General features: G+C 69.5%; 23 protein-coding genes and 2 pseudogenes. 18 read left to right on the forward strand and 7 right to left on the reverse strand.

Annotation, left to right across the window (positions count from 1 at the left end; all coding sequences use genetic code 11):
* Positions 1 to 13: 13 nt before the first annotated feature.
* Positions 14 to 568, forward strand: a complete 555-nt coding sequence (locus IF04_RS0114500; protein WP_245654401.1) for a MarR family winged helix-turn-helix transcriptional regulator — start codon at positions 14 to 16, stop codon at positions 566 to 568.
* Positions 569 to 629: 61 nt separating this feature from the next.
* On the opposite strand, the gene IF04_RS0114505 is transcribed toward IF04_RS0114500, so the two are convergent.
* The 3 genes from IF04_RS0114505 to IF04_RS0114515 all read right to left on the reverse strand — a co-directional run bounded on the left by IF04_RS0114505 (position 630) and on the right by IF04_RS0114515 (position 2,563).
* Positions 630 to 974: an MmcQ/YjbR family DNA-binding protein gene (locus tag IF04_RS0114505; protein ID WP_030256067.1), complete on the reverse strand. Its 345-nt coding sequence runs from the start codon at positions 972 to 974 to the stop codon at positions 630 to 632.
* Between the two features lie 93 nt (positions 975 to 1,067).
* Positions 1,068 to 1,715 (reverse strand): HNH endonuclease family protein, encoded by a 648-nt coding sequence (locus IF04_RS0114510; RefSeq protein ID WP_030256071.1) that lies wholly within the window; start codon positions 1,713 to 1,715, stop codon positions 1,068 to 1,070.
* 200 nt (positions 1,716 to 1,915) lie between these two features.
* Positions 1,916 to 2,563, reverse strand: a complete 648-nt coding sequence (locus IF04_RS0114515) for an RNA polymerase sigma factor (RefSeq protein WP_051831238.1) — start codon at positions 2,561 to 2,563, stop codon at positions 1,916 to 1,918.
* 144 nt (positions 2,564 to 2,707) lie between these two features.
* On the opposite strand from IF04_RS0114515, the gene IF04_RS0114520 reads away from it, so the two are divergent.
* Positions 2,708 to 3,661 (forward strand): MerR family transcriptional regulator, encoded by a 954-nt coding sequence (locus IF04_RS0114520; RefSeq protein WP_030256076.1) that lies wholly within the window; start codon positions 2,708 to 2,710, stop codon positions 3,659 to 3,661.
* An 89-nt stretch (positions 3,662 to 3,750) separates the two neighbouring features.
* Here the strand turns inward: IF04_RS0114520 and IF04_RS0114525 are convergent, their stop codons facing one another.
* Complete coding sequence (locus IF04_RS0114525) at positions 3,751 to 4,470, reverse strand: L,D-transpeptidase family protein (RefSeq protein WP_030256079.1); 720 nt, start codon at positions 4,468 to 4,470, stop codon at positions 3,751 to 3,753.
* A gap of 217 nt (positions 4,471 to 4,687) precedes the next feature.
* Here IF04_RS0114525 and IF04_RS0114530 point away from each other — a divergent pair, with 217 nt between their 5' ends.
* The 4 genes from IF04_RS0114530 (at position 4,688) to IF04_RS0114545 (ending at position 8,994) form a co-directional block, all read left to right on the forward strand.
* Positions 4,688 to 4,921: a hypothetical protein gene (locus IF04_RS0114530; RefSeq protein ID WP_030256082.1), complete on the forward strand. Its 234-nt coding sequence runs from the start codon at positions 4,688 to 4,690 to the stop codon at positions 4,919 to 4,921.
* A 344-nt stretch (positions 4,922 to 5,265) separates the two neighbouring features.
* Positions 5,266 to 6,159, forward strand: a complete 894-nt coding sequence (locus IF04_RS0114535; protein ID WP_425428417.1) for a SigB/SigF/SigG family RNA polymerase sigma factor — start codon at positions 5,266 to 5,268, stop codon at positions 6,157 to 6,159.
* Between the two features lie 184 nt (positions 6,160 to 6,343).
* Positions 6,344 to 6,946: a dihydrofolate reductase family protein gene (locus IF04_RS0114540; RefSeq protein WP_030256087.1), complete on the forward strand. Its 603-nt coding sequence runs from the start codon at positions 6,344 to 6,346 to the stop codon at positions 6,944 to 6,946.
* A gap of 389 nt (positions 6,947 to 7,335) precedes the next feature.
* Positions 7,336 to 8,994 carry a catalase gene (locus tag IF04_RS0114545; protein ID WP_030256090.1) on the forward strand — a complete coding sequence of 553 codons (1,659 nt, stop codon included), beginning with the start codon at positions 7,336 to 7,338 and terminating at the stop codon, positions 8,992 to 8,994.
* Between the two features lie 42 nt (positions 8,995 to 9,036).
* On the opposite strand, the gene IF04_RS0114550 is transcribed toward IF04_RS0114545, so the two are convergent.
* Positions 9,037 to 9,858 (reverse strand): LysR family transcriptional regulator substrate-binding protein, encoded by an 822-nt coding sequence (locus tag IF04_RS0114550; protein ID WP_078600293.1) that lies wholly within the window; start codon positions 9,856 to 9,858, stop codon positions 9,037 to 9,039.
* 57 nt (positions 9,859 to 9,915) lie between these two features.
* Between IF04_RS0114550 and IF04_RS0114555 the strand changes: the two genes are divergently transcribed.
* Complete coding sequence (locus IF04_RS0114555; protein ID WP_030256097.1) at positions 9,916 to 10,311, forward strand: DUF5997 family protein; 396 nt, start codon at positions 9,916 to 9,918, stop codon at positions 10,309 to 10,311.
* A gap of 103 nt (positions 10,312 to 10,414) precedes the next feature.
* Here the strand turns inward: IF04_RS0114555 and IF04_RS0114560 are convergent, their stop codons facing one another.
* Positions 10,415 to 11,629, reverse strand: coding sequence for an MFS transporter (locus tag IF04_RS0114560; RefSeq protein ID WP_030256101.1), 1,215 nt, complete (start codon positions 11,627 to 11,629; stop codon positions 10,415 to 10,417).
* Between the two features lie 72 nt (positions 11,630 to 11,701).
* On the opposite strand from IF04_RS0114560, the gene IF04_RS0114565 reads away from it, so the two are divergent.
* Positions 11,702 to 12,469, forward strand: coding sequence for a DeoR/GlpR family DNA-binding transcription regulator (locus IF04_RS0114565; protein ID WP_030256104.1), 768 nt, complete (start codon positions 11,702 to 11,704; stop codon positions 12,467 to 12,469).
* A 74-nt stretch (positions 12,470 to 12,543) separates the two neighbouring features.
* Here IF04_RS0114565 and IF04_RS0114570 read toward each other — a convergent pair whose 3' ends face one another.
* Positions 12,544 to 13,110 (reverse strand): hypothetical protein, encoded by a 567-nt coding sequence (locus IF04_RS0114570; RefSeq protein ID WP_030256108.1) that lies wholly within the window; start codon positions 13,108 to 13,110, stop codon positions 12,544 to 12,546.
* Positions 13,111 to 13,710: 600 nt separating this feature from the next.
* On the opposite strand from IF04_RS0114570, the gene IF04_RS0114580 reads away from it, so the two are divergent.
* From IF04_RS0114580 to IF04_RS39070, 10 genes and pseudogenes are all read left to right on the forward strand, one after another.
* Positions 13,711 to 14,307, forward strand: a complete 597-nt coding sequence (locus IF04_RS0114580; protein ID WP_030256111.1) for a TetR/AcrR family transcriptional regulator — start codon at positions 13,711 to 13,713, stop codon at positions 14,305 to 14,307.
* A gap of 133 nt (positions 14,308 to 14,440) precedes the next feature.
* Positions 14,441 to 15,175 (forward strand): NADPH-dependent F420 reductase, encoded by a 735-nt coding sequence (locus IF04_RS0114585; RefSeq protein WP_030256114.1) that lies wholly within the window; start codon positions 14,441 to 14,443, stop codon positions 15,173 to 15,175.
* Positions 15,176 to 15,274: 99 nt separating this feature from the next.
* Entirely contained in the window at positions 15,275 to 15,982 is a 708-nt protein-coding gene (locus IF04_RS0114590; protein WP_030256118.1) for a nitroreductase, read from the forward strand.
* A gap of 265 nt (positions 15,983 to 16,247) precedes the next feature.
* A pseudogene (locus IF04_RS39735) lies at positions 16,248 to 17,081 on the forward strand (Gfo/Idh/MocA family protein); the annotation flags it as partial.
* Positions 17,082 to 17,224: 143 nt separating this feature from the next.
* A pseudogene (locus IF04_RS39740) lies at positions 17,225 to 17,311 on the forward strand (alpha/beta hydrolase); the annotation flags it as partial.
* A 437-nt stretch (positions 17,312 to 17,748) separates the two neighbouring features.
* Positions 17,749 to 18,282, forward strand: a complete 534-nt coding sequence (locus IF04_RS0114600) for a hypothetical protein (RefSeq protein WP_030256125.1) — start codon at positions 17,749 to 17,751, stop codon at positions 18,280 to 18,282.
* Between the two features lie 31 nt (positions 18,283 to 18,313).
* Positions 18,314 to 18,832: a hypothetical protein gene (locus IF04_RS0114605; RefSeq protein ID WP_030256127.1), complete on the forward strand. Its 519-nt coding sequence runs from the start codon at positions 18,314 to 18,316 to the stop codon at positions 18,830 to 18,832.
* A 123-nt stretch (positions 18,833 to 18,955) separates the two neighbouring features.
* Positions 18,956 to 20,158 (forward strand): hypothetical protein, encoded by a 1,203-nt coding sequence (locus tag IF04_RS0114610; protein ID WP_030256130.1) that lies wholly within the window; start codon positions 18,956 to 18,958, stop codon positions 20,156 to 20,158.
* Positions 20,159 to 20,185: 27 nt separating this feature from the next.
* Positions 20,186 to 20,776, forward strand: a complete 591-nt coding sequence (locus IF04_RS0114615; protein ID WP_030256134.1) for a hemerythrin domain-containing protein — start codon at positions 20,186 to 20,188, stop codon at positions 20,774 to 20,776.
* Between the two features lie 139 nt (positions 20,777 to 20,915).
* Positions 20,916 to 21,167: a DNA ligase-like domain-containing protein gene (locus IF04_RS39070; RefSeq protein WP_169746132.1), complete on the forward strand. Its 252-nt coding sequence runs from the start codon at positions 20,916 to 20,918 to the stop codon at positions 21,165 to 21,167.
* The last annotated feature ends 34 nt before the right edge of the window (positions 21,168 to 21,201 follow it).

Raw genomic sequence — 21,201 nt, forward strand, 5'->3', positions numbered from 1 at the left:
AAAAAGATAACCGATGGTTCACCAGTTAACGAAACAAGCCGCACTCGCCGAGATCCGAAAGGCGCTGATCGCCGACATGCTGCCTCCCCCCTCCCGCGTCCGCGAGCAGTGGGCCGCGCACCATCCCGGGCTGGACACCTCGCCGATGGAGGTGGTGGCACTGCTCAAGCAGATCACGGCCCTGGTCGACCGCGCGGTCGAACCGCTCTACGAGGGGGCGCCGCTCACCGCACCCGAGGTGGACCTGCTCATCCCGCTCCGGCACGCGGACGAGCCGGTGATCGCCCGCCGCCTCGCCGAGCACATGAGCATCTCCCGGGCCGGCGCCAGCAAGGCGCTGGCCAAGCTGGAGAAGCGCGGCTTCATCGCCCGCACGCCGAACCCGGCGGACCGCCGCGCCGCCCTCGTCACCGTCACCCAGGCCGGCAAGGACGCCGTCGACGCGCTCTTCCCCCGCCAGCTCGCCATCGAAGCCGAGCTGCTGGAGGGCCTGGGCGAGGACCGCGAACGCGTACTGGACGCCCTGGCCCGCCTCGCCGAGGTGCTCCAGCACGCCTCCCCGTCCTGAGCGAACCGAGGAGACACCCGCGTCCGGGGCGCGCTCAACCCGCCCCGGAAACGGTGTCCGGTCAGCCCGCCCCCGAGACAGTGTCCAGAAGACGGCTCGGCGCGGCCTGCCGCCAGGAGTCCACGACGATGTCCCGCAGCTCGTCCAGGTCCTCCAGCGCGGCCGGCCGCACCCGCACCCAGGCGGAACTCGCCTCGTGCGGCGGCACCCAGAACTTCTCCGGCTCCGCCGCTATCAGCTCTCCGCGCTCCAGGACGGGACATCGCACGGCGAACGAGGTCTCGTCGTCGGGGAGCGTGAGGTACATCTTCCCGGCGACCCGGAAGGTGGGCATGCTCCAGGCTTCCTTCTCCACCGTCTCCGGCAGGGAGAGGGCGATCCGGCGTACGTCATCGGAGTCGGGCATGGGATCACCGTAAACCGCACCACTGACATCGGCCCGCCGGAACGCCCGCCCGGCCGACCCGGCCGGCCGGAACAGCCCCTGCTCAAGCGGTGATCAGCATCCGTTGAGCACCGACGACAGCGCACTCTTCTCGGCGGAGTCGACGCTCATCCCGTAGGAGTACTTCACCTGGACCCAGGCCCGCGCGTAGGTGCACTTGTAGGTGGTGCGGGAGGGCCACCAGGTGGCCGGGTCCTGGTCGCCCTTGGACTGGTTGACGTTGTCGGTGACGGCGAGCAGCTGCGGCCGCGTGAGGTCGTTCGCGAAGTTCTGCCGCTTGGCGGTGGTCCAGGCGTACGCGCCGGAGTCCCACGCCTCGGCGAGCGGCACGAGGTGGTCGATGTCGACATCGGAGGCGGCCGACCACGTGGCGCCGTCGTAGGGCGAGTACCAGCTACCGCTGGTCGCGGCACAGGAGGAGTCCGTGACGACGTTCGTGCCATCGCGCTTGAGCACCGTCTCGCGGGTGTTGCACGCCCCGCTGATGGTGATCCAGTGCGGGAACAGGTCGCGGCTGTACCCGTCCCGCGAATGCTCAGCACCGACGCTGAGCGATGCCAGATACGAACGGGCGGTAGCGGCGCTCACCGGAGTGGGCAACGCGGCCTGCGCGGGGACGGTGCTGAAGAGAGTCAAGGCGGCGGTGGCAGCGGCCACCACACTCGTGGCGACGGCACCACGACGACGAACGGATATGTGCATGACACGCTCCACGTTCCGAGACGGACGACGGTGTTCCGAGCACAACAACTGCGGGGGAGTGGCGGGTTCATAGTGCTCCGCTTCCGTCTATGCGGGTAGACGCCGGAGGTGAAATCTGCGTGACTGCACGGCGGCACGCCGACACCACAGACCGACCCGCCTGAGAAGGGCCGGCGTCCCGCCCGTTGCCGCCCGCTGGGTCAGTTCTTCGGCTCGACAGCGCCGCTCCGGCCCGGCTCCAGGCCGCGGCGGAGCTGGTGCAGGCCACGACGGACGTGGCTCTTGACCGTGCCGAGGGGCCAGCCAGTGCGTTCCGCGATCTGCGCCTGGGTGAGGTCGTCGTAGAAGGCCATGCGCAGCACCTGTTGTTGCGGCTCCGGCAGCCGGGCCAGCTCCCGGCTCACCAGTACGCGGTCGAGTGCCTCGTCCGGTCGGCCGATCGCCTCGTCGGCGGGCGACAGGGCCGAACCCGCCGCAACGATCAGCCGCGCCCGGCGCGTGCGTGCCGCCAACGTATCCGCGATCTTGTGCCGGGCGATCCCGATCAGCCACCCGGTGACCGGTCCGCGGCCCGCCCGGTACCGGTGCCGGTGCCGCCACACGGCGAGGAAGACCTGCTGGGTGACGTCTTCGGCCTCCTGCGAGTCGCCCAGCGCCCTCCGGGCCAGGGCGAGGACCAGCGGCTGCCAGCGGTGGTACGCGATGGCCAGGCACGCCTCGCTGCCCGCGGCGAGCCGGCGCACGAGTTCCTCGTCCGTGAGCGGGTCCGGCGTCGGGGCGTCTGTGGGCTGCGGATCGGGTGAGGGCTGCGGTGCCGGTCGGGGCGCGGCGGTACGGTCTGCGGACATGACGGCTGCGCCTCCTGGCAAGGCCTGGCGGAACGGCGGCACCATCCTGAAAACGCTTCCTCCGTCCCGGCAACTCGCGTCGTTTGTGCGTCGTATGCTCGGCCCGTGGAGCGCGGACACACGGGTTCTGGTTCCGGTACTGCGATGACGACGGGCGACCTCGCCAGGCGCCTCGGCGTCGCGCCCACCACCCTGCGCTCCTGGGAACGGCGTTACGGTCTCGGCCCCGCCGTGCGCCCCGAGGGACAGCACCGGCGCTGGACCCCGCAGGACGTCGCCGTACTGGAGGAGATGTGCCGCCTCACGTCCGCCGGCGTGCCCCCGGCCGAGGCCGCCCGTATCGCCAAGCAATGGGCCACGTCAGCGAGTCGACGAGCTGAGCACGACGAGGGACAGCCCGCGCTCCCGGCTGCCTCCTTACGCAGCGCTCTGCGCCCCGGTGACGCGCGCCTGGAGTGCCGGGGCCTCATCCGCGCCGCCACCCGACTCGACGCCCCGGCGGTGTCCCACCGGTTGACGTCCCTCATCGACGCGCACGGGTTGGTCACGGCCTGGGAACAGGTGATGGTGCCGACCCTGCACGCCGTCGGCCGCAAATGGGAAACCACGTCCAGCGACCGCTACGTGGAGGCCGAACACCTGCTGTCCTGGCACGTCTCCACAGCGCTCCGCCGTGTTACCGCACCCCCGACGCCGGGCGCCACGCCGCTGCTCCTGGCCTGCGTACCGGAGGAGCAGCACACGCTGCCTCTCGAAGCGCTCAACGCCGCGCTCTCCGAACGCGGCCTGCCCACCCGTATGTTCGGCGCGGCAGTGCCTATAGATGCGCTCGCTGCGGCCGTACGGCGCACCGGGCCCCCGGCAATCGTCCTCTGGTCCCAGGTACGCGGCACCGCCGGCCAGCCCCTCGCCAGGCAGGTGGCCGCCACACGGTGGGGCATGAGGGGCGCCCGCCGCCAGCCCGCCGTACTCCTCTGCGGCCCCGGCTGGACAGCAGGTCCCCCGCCGGCAGGAATGCGGCACCCCCTCACCCTGCACGACGCCCTCACGGCCCTGACGCAACTCCACGAGGCCAACAGCCCCGCGCCGACCAACTAGTCACGCCGGCCGACCGGTCGTGTCGACGCACTTCCGGGGTGCGCCGTCCCCGTCCGGCAATGCCAGGACGGGGACGGCGATGGACAACGTCAGGTGCCGGCCTTGCGCCCGTAGACGTACACCTCGTCGCCCGTCTTCAGCAGCTTCCAGTAGCTCTTCGCGTCAGCGGGCCGCATGTTGACGCAGCCGTGCGAGCCGGGTGCCGACCACACGCTGCCGTCGATGGCATGGAACGCCTCGCCGCCGTCGAAGAACTGGCTGTACGGCATCGGCACGTCGTACAGCGAGGAGACGTGGTCCTTGTGACGCCAGTAGACCTGGTGCAGTCCGGTGCGCGTCTCGTGCTTGTTCCGCCCTGTGCGTACCGGCACGGGGCCCTTGACGAGCTTGCGGCCGTCCTGGATCCAGCTGATCTGCCGGGTCAGGTCCACGCACGCGATGCGGCCTTTGTTCACGGGGCAGTTGCCCGCCCGATTGGGGTTCTTCCCTGCGGCCCGCTGCTGCTTCACGACCTTCATCACGTTCCAGGTGACCGGCCCCGCGTATCCGTACTGCGGGTAAATGCCGTGCGCACGCTGGAAATCCCGGATCGCGCGGCAGTCGCCGACCGACTGTCTGCCGTCGGCCTTCCGCCCGAGAAACCTCTCGGCCGCTTTCTGGTACGGCCCCTGCAGGCCACCGCACCAGGAACCGGAGGCGGCGTGTGCGGGCGCCGACTGCAGCCCGACCACTAAGAGCGGCGACAGCAACCCGGCCGCCGCCGCGTAAACAGCCCCGCGTCTTCCGCGAGATATTCGACTACTCGTCATGGACCACCGCTTCCGTCTCGACGCCGTCCAGGGCGTCCGCCAATGGGTGATTGCGCCGCATGAGGCCACGAACACCTCATGAGTCCCGCACTTCCTCAGATTAGACGCCAATCAGCCACCAAAACCGGCGATTACCGAACAACAGGCCCCGGTGGTGGCCATGATCGGTGGTGCGGCACCTCGGTGACCACGGCTACGGGGCGTCTACCACTACGAGGTGACGGCGCGTCTTGCCGAACAGGGCCTGGAGGCCGCCAGCGGCTCGATCTACCCGGCCCTGGCCGCGGCCCTGAACTTCCAGACGGTCGCCTTCCGTCCCGTCTGCCTGCTGGTCCTTTTCCTGTTCGTACTGGGTGTCGCGCTGGTACGCCTACGAGTGGTCGTCCACACCCCGGACACCCCGGACACCGTGGACACCCCGGACATCGCGGCAGCAACCGTAAGTGCCTGACCGCGTCCAAGAGGATGTGTTTACCGCCCGCACTGTCGGGCAGGCAGAAAATCACGTGCTTCGGACTTGTAGGCACGCCCCGTGGGAGAAGTGGCTTCCTGTCGGGCGCGTCTGGCTGGTCGCTGCTCCGCCCACGGACCCGGCAAGAAGAGTGTCGAGGACCAGGGAGAGCCAGGACCATGCTCAGCACGTCCCCCACAATCACGAACACGTCTACGGCCACCGACGAGCCCCAGAGCACGAACCGGACCGAGATTCCGGCCGAGATTCAGGCCGAGGTCCAGGCCGAGTTTCAGAACGAGGACACGCGCCCCGCGCAGGAACCGGCGGCGGCCGAGACCACCGTGGCGCGGCGCTCCACCGCCCGTCGCCACGGGGAGACGTCCCGTACTCGCCCGCCGGGCAAGCCCGCCCGCCGGACTCGCCGGCAGCGCGAGACCACCCCCACCCCTCGCCGCCGTGGCCGGCACCCGCACCACGACGCCCCGGACACGGAAGCCGACTTCCGCCGCCTGGCCGCCCTGCCCGACGGCCCCGAGCGCGAGGACCTCGCCCAGCGGCTGGTCTGCGCGTGGATGCCGATGGCCGAGCGCCTCGCGCTGCGCTTCCGCAACCGCGGCGAGACGGTCGAGGACCTGCAGCAGATCGCGGCCCTTGGCCTGGTGAAGGCCGTTAACGGTTACGATCCGGAACACGGCACCGCCTTCGAGAGCTACGCCATTCCCACCGTCACCGGCGAGATCAAGCGGCACTTCCGCGACAACCTGTGGGGAGTGCACGTACCGCGCCGCGTACAGGAGCTGCGTAATCGGGTACGCACCGCCCGGCAGGAACTCACCCGCAGCGTGGACGACCACGGCCCCTCCCACCAGGAGATCGCCGAGCACACCGGGATGACCGAGGAAGAGGTCCGGCTCGGCAGCCAGGCCCTGGAGAGCTTCACCACGCTGTCCCTGGACGCCGAACTGACCGGCGCCGAGGACGGTTACTCGCTCCAGGACACGCTCGGGGAGACCGAGCCCGGGTTCGATCTGGTCATCGACCGCCAGACGGTCAAGCCCGAGCTGGAGGCCCTTCCGGAGCGCGACCGGGAGATCCTCTACATGCGGTTCTTCCGCGACATGACCCAGAGCCGCATAGCCGAACACTTCGGGATGTCGCAGATGCATGTCTCCCGCCTCATCTCCCGCGCCTGCCGCCGCCTCGCCACACGAGTCGGCGCCCCCGCCCCTCAGTGAGGCAGGGGCCCGGCCCGGCCGTCCGGCCGTTGTCAGTGGTCGCCGCTAGCGTGTTTCCCATGCGCACCGAACCGGCGGATGTTCCGTCGTTTCGGCGCCGGCCCGGACGGCCGGCGGCGGGCGCACCGGTGGTCTGCCGACCGGACACCCGCCATCCACCGCGGAGTTGCGAGGAGCCAGGGAAATGCGAATCGTACTGAGTGACTTCATGAGCCTCGACGGCGTCGTCCAGGCCCCCGGCGGGGAGAAGGAGGACACCGACGGCGGTTTCGCCCACGGTGGGTGGTCCATGCAGTACTTCGACCCGGAGAGCATGGGCGCCGCGATCGACGAAACCATGTCGGCCACGGAGGCGCTCCTGTTCGGGCGGCGCACGTGGCAGGGCATGGCCGCCGCCTGGCCCGAACGGGCCGGGGACCCCTTCGCCGACCGCATGAACGAGATCACCAAGTACGTCGTCTCGGAGACCCTGTCGCCGTCGGACCTGTCGTGGCACAACTCGAATCTGGTGCGGCCCGGTGACCTCCTCGACACCGTCGCCGGACTGCGCGCCAAGCAGGGCGGCGCCGTACAGGTCATGGGCAGCCCGAGCCTCGCTCGCACCCTGATCGAGAACGACCTGGTCGACGAGTACCGGCTGATGATCGAGCCGGTACTCCTCGGCGGCGGCAAGCGCCTCTTCCCGGAAGACGGACAGGCCCGCCCGCTGGAACTGATCTCGTCCACCACCGCTGCGACCGGCACCCAAATCTGCGTCTTCCGCCCGGCGGGCCCCCGCCCGGCATAAGGACAGAGCTGCTGCCCGGCCGATCATCCCCTCAGCTGATGACGATCCCCGCTTCATCCGGATGATTTTCCCTCCGGGAAACACGGCGACATGGCTGTGTACCGACCCGTAGGGCCGCAGGTGCTGGCAGGATGGCGTCGCCGGATTTGCAGAGGTACTCGGTACCGTTCGACGCTCGGGTATCAATGGAAATGCCGACCTGCGGCGAAACGCAACCGAGGCCGGAGGAGGCCCGGAACGGGCCATAGGCAAGCCGGCGAAAGTGCAGGAACAGTTCGTGGAAAGGCCGTGCCCGGACCGCGGACAGGACACGAGCAAGTGCAAGTCAGTCAAGTCATCAACCGCGGCGTGGACCACGTGCCTACGAGTGCCGAAGGAAAATCACAGCGATGACAGATGTGGCAAGCCAGGGACCCGCAGCTGACGACGACCGTCCGGTGCTCACCAACCGGCAGGGTCATCCGGTCTACGACAATCAGAATCAGCGGACGGTCGGCGCGCGCGGGCCGGCCACGCTGGAGAACTACCAGTTCCTCGAGAAGATCAGCCACTTCGACCGGGAGCGCATTCCCGAGCGAGTGGTCCACGCGCGGGGCGTGACCGCGTACGGCTACTTCGAGAGCTACGGCGGCTGGGGCGACGAGCCGATCAGCCGGTACACCAGGGCAAAGCTGTTCCAGGAGCGCGGGAAGCGCACCGATGTGGCCGTACGTTTCTCGACGGTGATCGGTGGCCGGGACTCGTCCGAGGCGGCCCGTGACCCGCGTGGTTTCGCGGTGAAGTTCTACACCGAGGCCGGCAACTGGGATCTCGTCGGCAACAATCTCGGTGTGTTCTTCATCCGGGACGCCATCAAGTTCCCGGATGTCATCCACGCCCTCAAGCCCGATCCCGTATCGCACGAACAGAAGCCGGCCCGGATCTTCGACTTCATGTCGCAGACGCCGGAGTCGATGCACATGCTGGTGAATCTGTTCAGCCCGCGTGGAATTCCCGCCGACTATCGCCACATGCAGGGCTTCGGCGTGAACACGTACAAGTGGGTGAACGAGGAGGGAAAGACCGTCCTCGTGAAATACCACTGGATGCCCAAGCAGGGTGTCCGCAGCATGACCGAGGAAGACGCGGCCAATGTGCAGGCCGGGGAGCTGGGCCACGCGACGAAGGACCTGTACGAAGCGGTCCGGCGGGGCGAGTACCCCGAATGGGAACTGCTCGTACAGATGATGGACGACCACGAGCACCCCGAGCTCGATTTCGACCCGCTGGACGACACCAAGACCTGGCCGGAGCAGGAATTCCCGCCCAAGCCGGTCGGTCGAATGGTCCTCAACCGAATGCCGGACAATTATTTCGCCGAGAACGAGCAGATCTCCTTCGGCACCGGCGTCCTCGTCGACGGCCTGGACTTCTCCGACGACAAGATGCTCGTCGGGCGGACGTTCTCGTACAGCGACACCCAGCGCTACCGCGTCGGCCCGAACTACCTCCAGCTCCCGGTCAACCGCGCCAAGAACGCCACCGTGCACACCAACCAGCGCGACGGCCTGATGACGTACGAGCAGGACCCGCACGCGGCGAACCCGGAGGTCAACTACGAGCCGTCGATCACCGGCGGACTGCACGAGGCCCAGTACCCGACCCACGACGAGCAGGGGCCCGAGATCCGCGGCCGGCTGACCCGCAAGCGCATCCCGCGGACCAACGACTACATGCAGGCGGGCCAGCGGTATCTCCTGATGGAGGACTGGGAGCGCGACGACCTCGTGAAGAACTTCGTCGACCTGATCTCCCAGTGCGACCGCGCGGTGCAGGAGCGGATGGTCTGGCACTTCCTCCTGGTCGAGAACGATCTCGGCCTTCGGGTGGGCAAGGGCCTCGGCATCAGCCCCCAGGACGTGGCCGGCCTGCAGCCACTGGCCGGCCAGGACCTGTCGGACGAGGACCGCAAGCGGCTGTCGAACCTCGGCAACAATCCGCCGCGGGACGTCGCCGGTCTCACCATGACGCACTGCGTCCCTGATGAGCGGCATACGGTCACGCGCTGAGCGGTACCTGCGCCACGAGGGCGCCCGAGGTCATGACCGGCGTCACGACCGACGGCGAGGCTTACCGCGCTTGGCCCCCTTGGTGCCACTGCCACCCTTGGCGCCACCGGCCCGCTTCGTGCCGCTGGCGCCCTGGGGGCGGCCGGAACCACTTCGAGGGCTCTTGCCGGTCGGCTTACCGGCCGCTTTACCGGTCGCCTTACCGGCCGCCGGCTTCCGCCGCGCATCGGCGGGAGCCGCGGCCGAGGCGGAGGAACGCCCGCGGGTGCTGTTGACCGTCCGCCCGCGGACGATCCCGATGAAGTCCTCCACCTGGTCGGTGGTCCGCTCCTCCGGCCACGACAGCGCCACGGCCGACACGGGGGCGTCCGTGACCGGCCGATACGTGAGGTCCCGGCGGTGGTGCAGGCGGGCGAGCGACTGCGGGACGACGAGGACACCGATGCCCGCCGCCACCAGCTCAATGGCGTCCGCCGTCGTGGCGGGGCGCTCGAACGCGGGCTGCCCCGGCAGGCTCTCCCAGTCGAGGGTGTCGTCGAGGGGATGCAGTACGACCTCGTCGGCGAGCTCCTCGACGGAAACCTCGTCCGCCGCCGCCACGAGGTGATCCTTCGGGATCACGACCACCGTGGTCTCGGTGTAGAGCGGGATCGCGCTGAAGTACGTACGGTCGACCGGCAGCCGTACGAAACCCGCGTCCGCGTCGCCGCTCCGCAGGAGGTCGCACGCCTCGGCGGCGGGCACCTGGAGCAGGGTCAGCGGGGTGTCCGGCAGCCGCTCGTTCCAGATCCGCACCCATTTGGCGGGTGTCACTCCTGGTACGTAAGCGAGGCGGAACGAAGGGGATGCATCCGAGCCTGTCACCTGGCCAGGTTACCGGGCGTGGTCAAAGGCAGTGCACACGATCGATACCCTTGACACATGACGTCGCACCAGACCACCCAGACGATGAAGCCTGCCACCGCGGCAAAGAAGCTGGGTGTGTACCTCCCCGCCACCCCCGCCGAATTCCAGGAGGGTGTTGTTTCGCGCGCCGAGCTGAACGCGCTGCAGGCCGATCCGCCCGCGTGGCTGCAGGACCTGCGGCGCAACGGCCCGCACCCCCGGCCCGTGGTCGCGGCGAAGCTGGGCATCTCCATCTCGGGTCTCGCGCGAGGCGGGATCACCGAGGCGCTCACCACGGAGCAGATCGACGCACTGAAGCAGGAGCTTCCGGAGTGGCTGCAGAAGGAGCGCGCCACGCAGGCGGAGGTGCGGAAGGAAGCGGCCCGGATCAAGGAGAAGAACGCGGAGCGGGCGGCTGAGTCGAAGCCGTAGCCCGCTGAGCGGGGGTGTGGGCCTGCCAGGAGGTCCCGCCGGCCGGTGACCGGCGGGACGGTTCACGGCCGCGCGGGGCCTTCGGTTTTACACGCTCTCTCGGTCATACGGTTTCGGTTTTGGCCTCCGCTCGCAGTGTGACCGGCTGAGAAGTGCGGAGTACGGATGCCGTGCAGGCGGCGATGGCGCACAGGGCCACGGGCAGGAAGAACGTGAGGTTGAGCGGCGCGAGGTGGGTCAGCGGTCCGATGACCGCGGGGCCGGCGAGCATGCCGAGGTAGCCGAGGCCGGCGACGCGGGAGACGTTGACGCCGGCTGCGTCCTGGTCGGCGTGGCCGGCGGCGCTGAAGAGCTGGGGGATACAGCCGGAGAGGCCGGCTCCGAAGACGGCCCAGCCCGCCAGGGCGATCGGGATCCAGGGGGAGAGCGCCGCGACCGTCATGCCGAGCGCGGCCAGCCCGGCTCCGTAACGCAGGACGGCCACCGCGCCGAACCGGCCGGCCACGCGGTCGGCGAGCAGCCGACCGACGGTCATGGTGGTGGAGAACGCGCCGTAGGCGAGCGCGGCGGTGGCGGGCGGTGCGTCCAGTACGTCCCGCAGGTGCAGCACACTCCAGTCGTTGGCCACCCCTTCGCAGAGCATGAGCATCAGCGCGAGTGCGGCCAGGAGCCAGATGCGCCGGGGGGTACGGCGGCGGGGCGCCGCTCCCGTGGAGGTTTCCGTAGGCTCGGAGGTCTCCTCCGTATCGGATGCCGTAGGCGCGGACCGTAGTAGTCCACCTGCGGCCGGTGCGGCGACGGCGAGTCCGAGGAGAGCCACCGCGCCAAGAGTCGCCGCCGGGCTCCAACCCCAACTCAGCGTACGGGCTCCGACCAGTGCCGCAAGGACCCCGCCGATGGAAAAGGTGGCGTGGAAGGCGGACATGACGGGGCGTCCGTAACCCCGCTCGACCTGGACGGCGTGGGCGTTCATGCTCACGTCCAGGCAGCCGTTGCCGAAGCCGAGCAGCAGGAGGGCCGCGCCGAGCGCCCAGACGTTGGCGGCGAGGCCGGGCAGGACGACGGCGGCGCTGCACAGGGCCGCGCTGAGCGGAACGATCGTGCGGGCGCCGATGCGATCGGTGAGCGGGCCGGCGATCTGCATGCCGGCGAAGGCCCCGAGTCCGAGCAGGAGCAGGAGCCAGCCCAGTACCGCGTGGCTGATGCCGGCGCGGTGTTCGACGGCGGGGATGTGGACCACCCACATGCCCAGGACGAAGCCGTTCAGCGCGAAGTAGGCGAAGGTGGCCACGCGGCCGTGCCGCAGAGATCTCTCCATCCCACGAACATAGCGAACAGTGACAGTGTTCGTAAGATTGATTTACGCACACGATTACTGTTCTATCGAGAGGTGGCAACAACAGCGAGTACAGACCGGCTGAGGCGGATCACCGAGGCGGTACGCGAGGCGGGGAGCATCGGCGTCGCGGAGCTGGCGGCCCTGACCGGCGCGTCGGAGATGACGGTGCGCCGCGACTTGGAGGTACTGGCCGGCCAGGGGGTACTGGAGCGGTACCGGGGAGGGGCGCGCAGTCTCCTGCTGCGCGGCGAGGAACCGCCGTTCACACTGCGGGCGCAGGAGGGAATCGTCGCCAAGCGGCGCATCGCGGCCGAGGTCGCCGGTCTGCTCGCGGACGGGGAGTCCGTGGTCCTGGACAGCGGTACGACCTGCCTGGAGGTGGCCCGCGCGGTGGCGGGCCGCCGACTGACGGTGATGCCGCTGTCCCTGCACGCGGTAAACGCCCTGACCGGCGCTCCGCAACTGACCCTGCTGGTCCCCGGCGGCCGCCCCAGGCCGGGCGAGCTGGCGTTGACCGGCCCCCTGACGCAGGCGTCGGTTGCGGCGTTGCGTTTTGATACGGCGGTACTCGGCTGCTGCGGTCTGAACGCGGCGCACGGCCTGACCGCGTACGACCTGGACGATGCGACGGTCAAGCGCGCGGCAATCGCCTCCTCCCGCCGCATCATCGCGGTGGCGGAGGCGACGAAACTGACCCGCACGGCGCTGGCTGTGGTTGCTCCGGCGTCTTCGGTGGATGTCGTGGTCACGGGCGAGGACGCGCCGGAGGAGGAGACGGATGCCCTGACCGCGGCGGGAGTGAGCGTGCGGCGGGTGTAAGTCGAGCGGACAGGCCCTGGGGCGGGGCTCAGGGGCCGTCGTCCTGCTGGGCGCAGTGGTAGCGGTGTGTTGCTCTACGGGTCCTGGTTGGATGTAGTGATCCCGAGGTCGGCACGCATGATGCGGCGCATTCTCCACAAGGGTTCCCACAACTTGTCCATGCGGTCCCAGGCGACTTCGAGATTCAGGTTCTCTCCTTGCTGCGCAGCGCTTCCGTCGAGCTGCTTCAGCAGGCCGTACAGTTCGCCGAGGTGACGGTTTGCGGTGCTGGCCGCCTCCGCGACAGTGTCGGGCAGGACCATCTGTGCCTCGGCGTGACGCAGACGGTGCTCCCGACGCGCCTGATCCAGTTCGGACCGCAGCTCGTCGGTCATCTCGCCCTTTTCCAGGGCGTGGAGAACTTTCGTCATGACGTTGGCCAGGTCGCGCGTGCCGGCGCTGAGCGTGGCGTAGCAGGTGCGCCGCGCCTCGAGCTGGGCTTGGCGCGTGGCGTACTCGCGTTCCTCTTGCTGGAGTTGCCTGGTGTGTTCCAGCTCGCGGGCTCTGGCGCGGTCGGCGCCGCGTTGTGTGATGACGGCGGCTGCGAGTGTGCCGCTGATGCCCAGAACCGCGATCAGGATCTGGCTGATTGAGTTGCTCAAGCTGCCCCCCCCCGGCTCTGATCAGTTCGCCGGGACTGTACCCGCTGCCGGAGGTTCTTCTCAGCGGACGGTGCGCCGGTAGTGGGCGAGGGCGCCGGTGAGGCAGACGAAGGCGGGGAGGCACGCGCCGTCGGTGCCGTCGGTGCCGTCGGTGCCGTCGGTGCTGCCGGTGTCGTCGGTGGTGAGGCTGAGGAGTGCGTCGGTGCTCAGCGGGGTGGCGAGGGGGATGCGCTGACCGCTTGAGCGACGCGCCGAAGCTCAGCCGTGGGGCGCATGCAGCCCGGCCACCAGCCGTCCCGCGGCTGCTCCCACCGGATTCTCCCGAGCCGCGCACCCCACTGGACTTTCGGTCTTCCTTCCCCGCAAGGGCCGCCCCGCGTCTTCGGCTGCGCCCCGTTCCGCAACGAGGGGAAACGGCAAGGCGGCATCGACAGCCTCGGCCGGGTCGGCGCGGCTCACGTCGATCAAACGCGCCGCCCGTGTGGCAGTAGAGCGGCGGTGCCGGGTTGACCGGATGCCGCCTCCGTTTTACGCTCGACCTTGTGCGGAGCCAGCCTCCGTTTTATGGGAAGCGCGGCATCACGTGAAACAGGAGGACGTATGAGCGGCAAGGGACAGCAGGGGCGCAGGCCCCGTGCGGATGTCCAGCGCAACCGTGCGGCGCTCCTTGCGGCGGCGCAGCGTCATTTCCTGCGGGATGGTGTCGGCGCCTCCCTGGAGGCGGTGGCCAAGGAGGCGGGGGTGGGGCCCGGCACGTTGTACCGGCACTTCCCCACCCGGGAGGCGCTGCTGGCGGCCGTGCTGCAGACGCGCTCGGAGGAGCTGGTGGCCCGCCGGGCGGACATCGCGCAGCTCGATGACGCCTCCGAGAGGCTGCGGCAGTGGCTGCGGGCCATGGAGGAGTACTTCAGTGCCTTCAGCGGGCTGCCGGAACCGCTCATGGCCGCGGCCCGGGCGCAGGACCCGGACAACCCGCTCACCCTGCCCTGCGATGATCTCATCACCACCACCGACGAGTACCTGCGCGCCGCGCAATGTGCAGGGCAGGCGCGTCCTTCGGTGAAGGGCTACGACCTGTTCCTCGCGGCGATTTCCACCGCCTGGATCAGCGGCACCGGCGCCACCGACGAAGAATCACTCGGCCGCCTGCGCACGCTCATCGAAAGCGGATACCGCGAACGGAGCGACGAGGAGTAGGTCACCGGCCGCCTCCTTCGCGGCCGGCCACCGACGCCGTCAAAGGTTCCGGTAGCACTCCGCTCCGCACAGTAATCCAGCACACCGCGCCGTCTTCCTCCCGGGGACAGCGCGGCTTCGAGAGGGATAAATCATGAGAATTGCTGTTATCGGTTCGGGGGTGATCGGGCAGACGCTGACGCGCACGTTCAGCGCGGGCGGCCACGACGTCCACGTGGCGAACTCCCGAGGACCGGAGACGATCGATGCCGCCGCGTTGGAATACGGGGCGCACGCGGCGACGGCAGCCGATGCAGTCCAGGGCAAGGACGTGGTCATCCTGTCCGTCCCCTTCGGGCGCATCCCGACGGTGGCGGGACTCTTCGCCTCCGTACCGGGCGAGACCGTGGTCATCGACACCTCCAACTACTTCCCCCACCTGAGCGGCCCCATCGACGCGGTGGACAGGGGGCAGGTGGAGAGCCTGTGGGTGGCCGAGCAGCTGGGACGGCCCATCGTCAAGGCATGGAACGCCGTCCTGGCCGGCACCCTGCAGACCAAAGGCGTGCCGGCGGGCACTCCCGGCCGCATCGCGCTCCCGGTCGCCGCCGACAACGCGGAGGCGCGGCGGGTGGCCATGCGCCTGGTGGACGAGAGCGGCTTCGATCCCTTCGACGCCGGCGTGCTGGCCGACTCCTGGCGCCAGCAGCCGATGACCCCCGCCTACTGCACCGAACTGGGCCTTGAGGACCTGGGGCCGGCCCTGGAAGCGGCCGACCGGGACGAGGCCCCGCGCAACCGCGACCGCCAGATGGAGCGCTTCGCCGCCCTCACCTCCACCCCGATGCTGGAGGAAGTCGTCGAACTCAACCGCTCCCTCCACCGCTGAGGCACCCGGCACTGCCGCCGCGCCCTGCAACAACCCCTGCAACAACCCCTCGAGACACAACGTGGTCACCGGAACGGACCACCCGTGAAAGGAATCGTTTTGCCCGCCACAGCTTCGCCCATCACCGACATCGTGCGCTCCCGGTACTCCGTCCGGAAGTTCCACCCCACCCCGCTGTCCCCGTCGGACATCCGCGGCGTGCTGGAAGACGCGCAAGCTGCCCCGTCGAACTGCAACACCCAGCCCTGGACGGTGCACGTCGTCTCCGGCGCGGCGCGCGACGCCCTGAGCAAGGAACTGCTCAAGGCCGATGAGGAAGAGCGGTTCTCCTACGACTTCACCTTCGACTACGCCGACTTCGGCGAGGGAACCTACCTCGACCGGGCGCACAACCACGCCGCGACCTACTACCAGGCTCTGGGCATACCCCGCTCGGACCGGGCAGCGAGGAAGGCGGCGGCTCGCGAGAACCTGGAATTCCACGGCGCGCCCCACGCCGCTTTTCTCTTCATGCCGGTGTTCGGCGACGGCGTGCGGGTGGCCGGTGACATCGGCATGTACGCGCAGAACTTCCTGCTTTCGCTGACGGCCCGGGGGCTCGGTGGCATTCCGCAGACCATGCTCGGGATGTACGCCGACACCGTCCGCGAGTTCCTGGGTGTTCCTCAGGAGCTCAAGCTCCTGTTCGGCATCTCCTTCGGCACAGCCGACCAGGCCGCACCGGCGAACAGCTTCCACATGGGACGCGTCCCGCTGGAGCAGAGCGTCGTCCTGCACGACACCCCCGGAGTCCTCGAAGAGCGGTAGCCCTCCACCGGCAACAGACAAGAGACAAGAGGGCCGCTCCTCCAGGCGACGCAGCCCCGCTCACGGGCCTGAGGCCATCAGCCCTGCCTCTGCCCGCAGGCCCTGCCCCGCCCCGCCGATGGCTGCGGCGTGAGCACCCACCAACATCCGATAGGCAACCGCCATACGCCCGTTCCGGGCAAGGAGAGAAGGAACCAAAACCTTGTCACCCGTCGCGGCCACGCCGACCGCCTCCGCCGCCGATCCGCTGAGGCGTCCTGTAGGGGTGGGCATCATCGGCTTGAGCGCACGCGGCGGTTGGGCGGCGCGTGCCCACGTGCCGGCCCTGGAAGCGCTCAACGACAGGTTCGAACTTCGTGCCCTGAGTACCAGCAGCACCGAGTCCGCCAGGGCCGCCGGAGAAAAGTACGGCGTTCCGCTGGCATTCGGCAGCGCCGATGAACTGGTGCACCGCGACGAAGTCGACTTGGTGGTGGTGACGGTGAAGGTTCCCCACCACCGGGAGCTCGTCGAGGCGGCCTTGCGCGCGGGCAAGAACGTGCTGTGCGAGTGGCCATTGGCGAACGGCCTCGCAGAGGCTGAGCGCCTGTCCGGCCTTGCCACCAGCGCGGGCGTTCGTGCTTTCGTGGGGCTTCAGGCCCGTGCCAACCCCGCCCTGCAGTATCTGCACGACCTGGTCGCCAAGGGCTACGTCGGTGAGGTGCTGTCCACCAGCATGATCGCCTCGGGTGCGGCCTGGGGAGCCACGTTCTCCACCGGCGACGAGTACCTGCTCGATCGGGACAACGGCGCTACCCTGCTCACCATCCTCTTCGGACACACCATCGACGCACTGTCGATGGTGCTGGGTGAGTTCACCGAGGCCACCGCCACCACGGCGGTCCGCCGCCCCCGCGTCGCCAACCCTGCGACCGGCGAGAGCGCGGCCATGACCGCCGCCGACCAGGTCGCGGTCACCGGGGTTCTGGAGAGCGGGGCCGTCGCCTCCGTCCACTACCGTGGGGGATCCTCACGCAGCACGAACCTCCACTGGGAGATCAACGGAACCGACGGCGACCTCGTCGTCACCGCACCCAGCGGGCACCTGCAGCTGGCACCCGCCACCCTGCGCGGCGCCCGCGGCACCGACGCCCAGCTCACCGAGATTCCCGTCCCCACCGAGTACGAGAAGGTGCCCGCCCTCAGCGGCCGCTTCGAGGAGCCTTCTTACGCCCTCGCGCATGCCTATACCGCTCTGCACGAGCCACGGCCACCATCGCGCTCCCCGGAAGCGGCGACCGGCCCCGTTGGCCCGGCGCCGAGCAGGCTCGCACCGATCTGCGCCGGGCAGCCGCGTATCTCGGCCGCCGTTCTGTTCGCCGGGATTTTCGTGCCTCGCGCCCTATCGTCTTGTCCGGCTAAGTAGCCAGAGCCAGCCGGCTGCCGCTGCTGCCGCGTGTGGCCGTCTTCTACGTGCTGCACTCGCGGCTCATGACGCGGCACCGGGACCAGGCAACTGGCTCCCTCGGCGAAGGCGTTCGTCGACGGCCTGGTCGCCGCCGGGGTGCTGCCGACGACGACCACACCCGCCTCAGCGGCGTCCAGGAAGTCCTGATCGGTGAGAGCAGCGATGAAGCTGCCGTTTCTTCTGTGGAATCGTGGAATCGAGCTCGGAAGCGGACGGCGGGCGGAGCGGAACCCGTGCGTTCGGTGACGCCGTCGTCCGAAGGAGGCGTCCGACGTCCGGCGCCGGGGATATGCGCGGGCCCACGGGTACTCGTGGCCGCATGATGAAGCGCGCACTGTACCAAGGCGTGATCGCCGGTGCCGCCGGAGTGGCGGTGATGACGCTGGCCGAGAAGGCGGAGCAGCGCCTGACCGGGCGGCCGGACTCGCATGTACCGGCCCGCACCCTGGCGCGCCTGACCGGCATGGCCGACCGGCCCGGGGAGGACCGGGTGCCGGCGAACTGGGTCATGCACGTGGGCCAGGGCGTCCTGCTGGGCGTCCTCCGCTCGGTCATGGCGCACGTCGGGCTGCGCGGCCCGTGGTCCTCGGCGAAGTTCGCGGTGGTCCGGCTGACCAACGACCAGATCCTGGAGAACGCGACCGGGGTCGGCGCGCCGCCGCAGACGTGGCCGCGCGCGGAACTGGCGGTGGACCTGCTGCACAAGACGGTCTACGCCTTCGCCACCGGCGCGGTCGCCGATGCCCTGGCCGCCCGCTCCGGGCCCGGTCCGGGACAGTGGCACGCCATGCTGCGGCCCGGCCGCCGTCCCGATGTGGGACCGGTCGCCCGGGAGAACGCCCAGGGCCGATGAGCGGGACGGCACAGGAGGAGAGGAAGCGATCGTGACCCGTACGGACCCGCGCGGCCCGGAAGGCGACCGGCTCGCGCTGCTCGGTGTGTACCTGAACGACCATCTGGCCGGGGCGACGTTCGGTACAGAGCTGGCGCGCCGGCTGGTCAGGAGTCCCGTGGACGCCGCGGCCGGTGAGACGCTCAAGGTGCTGGCGGCCGACATCATGGCGGATCGGGCGGCCCTGCTGCGCATCATGAAGGACCTCGGCATCCGGGCCCGGGGCTACAAGGCCGGCGCGGGCTGGGCCGCCGAGAAGATCGGCCGCCTCAAGAGCAACCGCCGTCTGCTGTCCCGCTCACCGCTCAGCTCGCTGCTGGAACTGGAGGTGCTCAGGCTGGGCGTGGAGGGCAAGGCCGCGGGCTGGCGGACGCTGCGCGAGCTGGCCGAGACCGACGACCGTCTGGACGCGCCCAGGCTCGACAGCCTCCTGAAACGCGCCGGCCACCAGGCCGAGATCCTGGAGGACCTGCGCGTCCAGCAGGCCGCCAAGAGCTTCCGTACGGCCTGACGGCGCCTGCATGGCCCATGTGCGCCGCGTCGCCGGGCGGAATCGGCCCGTTCACTGGTTCGGTGTCCCGCGGCCGGGTACTCCGGCCATCCTCGGACCCACCCATTCGCCAGGGAGGCCCTCATGGCGTTCAGCCCTCTGGAGCAGCGGGGCATCCCGCTGGACCGTCAACTGCGCAACTGGCGTGAGCTGAACGTGACGCCGATCGATCCCGACCACTGCGACCCGTACACCCGGTGCCGGATCATCACGATGAACGGCATCGAGGTCGAGGCGATCCTCTTCAGCCACCAGTTCGCCCGGCACTGTCCGGATCCGGAGGTCAAGCGGCAGCTGGCACGGACCCGCTACATCGAGGCGCAGCAGCAGAAGGCGGTGAACTGGCTGCTGCCGGGTGTCTCGTCGGTCCTGGAGACCACCATCGCGTACGAGCAGGTCGCGGTGGACCTGACCGCCTGGGTGGCGCGCAGCGAGCCGGACGCGTATCTCAAGCAGGCGTACGGGTTCGGCGTCCTGGAGGACTTCGACCACCTGTACCGGTACGCCAACCTCTACGAGATGATCGAGCACCGCAAGGCGGAGTCGGTCGTGGACGGGCTGACCGAGGTCATGCCGGGCCGCCCGACCCGCATGCACCACCGCCATCCGGTGGACAACGTGCGTGAGCCGTACGACAAGGCCCGTACCGATCCGCTGTCGAAGCTGCACGCGCTGACGGTCATGTCGGACGAGCAGCAGACGATGAACTTCTACATGAATGTCGGGCCGACCTACATGGAGCCGATCGCCCGGCAGCTGTACCAGGAGATCGGGCTGATCGAGGAGGAGCACGTCACGCACTACGAGTCCCTGGTGGACCCGGGCGAGACGTGGTGGGAGCAGCTGGTCAACCATGAGTACAACGAGTGCTACCTCTACCACTCCTTCATGGAGACCGAGAGCGACCCGAAGGTGAAGGCCATCTGGGAGCTGCACCTGAACCAGGAGCTGGAACACCTCCACCTCGCCTGTGACCTGATGCGCCGTCACGACGGCCGGGACCCCGCCGAGATCCTGGCACCCGAACTGCCCAACGTGCTGACGTTCGAGCCCAATAAGGGGTACCTGCGCGAGCTGATCGCCGAGCAGCTGGACCTCACCACGCTGGGCACCGGCTACGTCCGTGAGGCCCACGAGCGCTTCGAGGCCATGCAGGAAGCGCTGAACGGCGGCGAGGCACCGCCCAGTGACCGCGTCATGGAGGAGCACCACCAGACCTTCGGCCGCGAGTACCGGATGCAGTCCGAGGGCGACCACCCCGTGCCCGAGCTGCGCGAGAAGAGCTGAGACGACCGCATCGACGCCCTGGAGGACATGGTGAGTCCAGCGACGGCACCCACCCCTGCACCCGCCCCCGAGCAGGACGTGGTCGCCCTGCTCATGGGCCAGCACGGGGAGATCCGCAACCTCTTCGACGAGGTCGAGCAGAGCTCCGGCGACACCCGCCGGGACGCCTTCCGGCGCCTGGTGCGGATGCTCGCCGTGCACGAGACGGCCGAGGAGGAGGTCGTCCATCCGTATGTCAAGCGCACCGTGGACGGGGGTGCGGACATCGTGGCGGACCGGCTGGCCGAGGAGAACGCGGCCAAGGAGGCGCTGAGCGAGCTCGACGGGATGGATCCCGAGGACTCCGCCTTCATGCCGCGGCTGTTGGAGCTGCGTATCGCGGTGATGGAGCACGCCCGCGCGGAGGAGCGGTACGAGTTCGCCCAGCTGCGGCGGCTGAACGACGCCGGCCGGCTGGCCACGATGGCCAAGGCTGTCAAGGCGGCCGAGACGACGGCGCCCATCCATCCGCATCCCGGCACGGAGACCGCCGCGAAGAACCTCGCCGTGGGCCCCGTGGCGGCGGTGATGGACCGGGCCCGGGACGCCATCCGCAAGGTCATGGGCAAGGACGGCTGACCGCGGCGCTCACCCCGGGCCTCACTGAGGCGTCAGTGAGGCCCGGGAGTTGAGTACGGCCACGTCGCTGCCGGTGGCGTGCCGGTGGGCGCCGTTGGCCGATACCGCTACCGCGGTGGCCCGGGATCGTTGGGAGGGCGTGAGCGATCTTGACTTGCCGGTGACCGTGGCGCTCACCCGCTCCGTCCATGAACTGCCCGTGGACGATGTCGCATACGAACCTGAGTCCGACGGCCACAGGCTGATCCTCGCGCGCACGCTCGACGGCGCAGTGACGGTGCAGGCCCGCCGCTCCCAACGCAGTAACCCGAGCGGCACATGGGCGAGGGTCGGCTGGGCCTGGGCAGTAGAGCGGTATACGGCAGAGCCGGGCGGCTGCCCGACTTGCTGAACGGCTGTCTGCCAGCGACGTGCATGTGGTCGTC

It is taken from the genome of Streptomyces violens, from assembly GCF_000717745.1.
Classification (GTDB): domain Bacteria; phylum Actinomycetota; class Actinomycetes; order Streptomycetales; family Streptomycetaceae; genus Streptomyces; species Streptomyces violens.

Bases quoted from the DNA above. Each gene is read 5' to 3' on its own strand.
- IF04_RS0114540 (WP_030256087.1), top strand. From the start codon at position 6,344: ATGCGAATCGTACTGAGTGACTTCATGAGCCTCGACGGCGTCGTCCAG.
- IF04_RS0114600 (WP_030256125.1), top strand. From the start codon at position 17,749: ATGATGAAGCGCGCACTGTACCAAGGCGTGATCGCCGGTGCCGCCGGA.
- IF04_RS0114615 (WP_030256134.1), top strand. From the start codon at position 20,186: ATGGTGAGTCCAGCGACGGCACCCACCCCTGCACCCGCCCCCGAGCAG.
- IF04_RS0114580 (WP_030256111.1), top strand. From the start codon at position 13,711: ATGAGCGGCAAGGGACAGCAGGGGCGCAGGCCCCGTGCGGATGTCCAG.
- IF04_RS0114510 (WP_030256071.1), bottom strand. From the start codon at position 1,715: ATGCACATATCCGTTCGTCGTCGTGGTGCCGTCGCCACGAGTGTGGTG.
- IF04_RS0114500 (WP_245654401.1), top strand. From the start codon at position 14: ATGGTTCACCAGTTAACGAAACAAGCCGCACTCGCCGAGATCCGAAAG.
- IF04_RS0114555 (WP_030256097.1), top strand. From the start codon at position 9,916: ATGACGTCGCACCAGACCACCCAGACGATGAAGCCTGCCACCGCGGCA.
- IF04_RS0114520 (WP_030256076.1), top strand. From the start codon at position 2,708: ATGACGACGGGCGACCTCGCCAGGCGCCTCGGCGTCGCGCCCACCACC.
- IF04_RS0114585 (WP_030256114.1), top strand. From the start codon at position 14,441: ATGAGAATTGCTGTTATCGGTTCGGGGGTGATCGGGCAGACGCTGACG.
- IF04_RS0114545 (WP_030256090.1), top strand. From the start codon at position 7,336: ATGACAGATGTGGCAAGCCAGGGACCCGCAGCTGACGACGACCGTCCG.
- IF04_RS0114525 (WP_030256079.1), bottom strand. From the start codon at position 4,470: ATGACGAGTAGTCGAATATCTCGCGGAAGACGCGGGGCTGTTTACGCG.
- IF04_RS0114560 (WP_030256101.1), bottom strand. From the start codon at position 11,629: ATGGAGAGATCTCTGCGGCACGGCCGCGTGGCCACCTTCGCCTACTTC.
- IF04_RS0114515 (WP_051831238.1), bottom strand. From the start codon at position 2,563: ATGTCCGCAGACCGTACCGCCGCGCCCCGACCGGCACCGCAGCCCTCA.
- IF04_RS0114505 (WP_030256067.1), bottom strand. From the start codon at position 974: ATGCCCGACTCCGATGACGTACGCCGGATCGCCCTCTCCCTGCCGGAG.
- IF04_RS0114610 (WP_030256130.1), top strand. From the start codon at position 18,956: ATGGCGTTCAGCCCTCTGGAGCAGCGGGGCATCCCGCTGGACCGTCAA.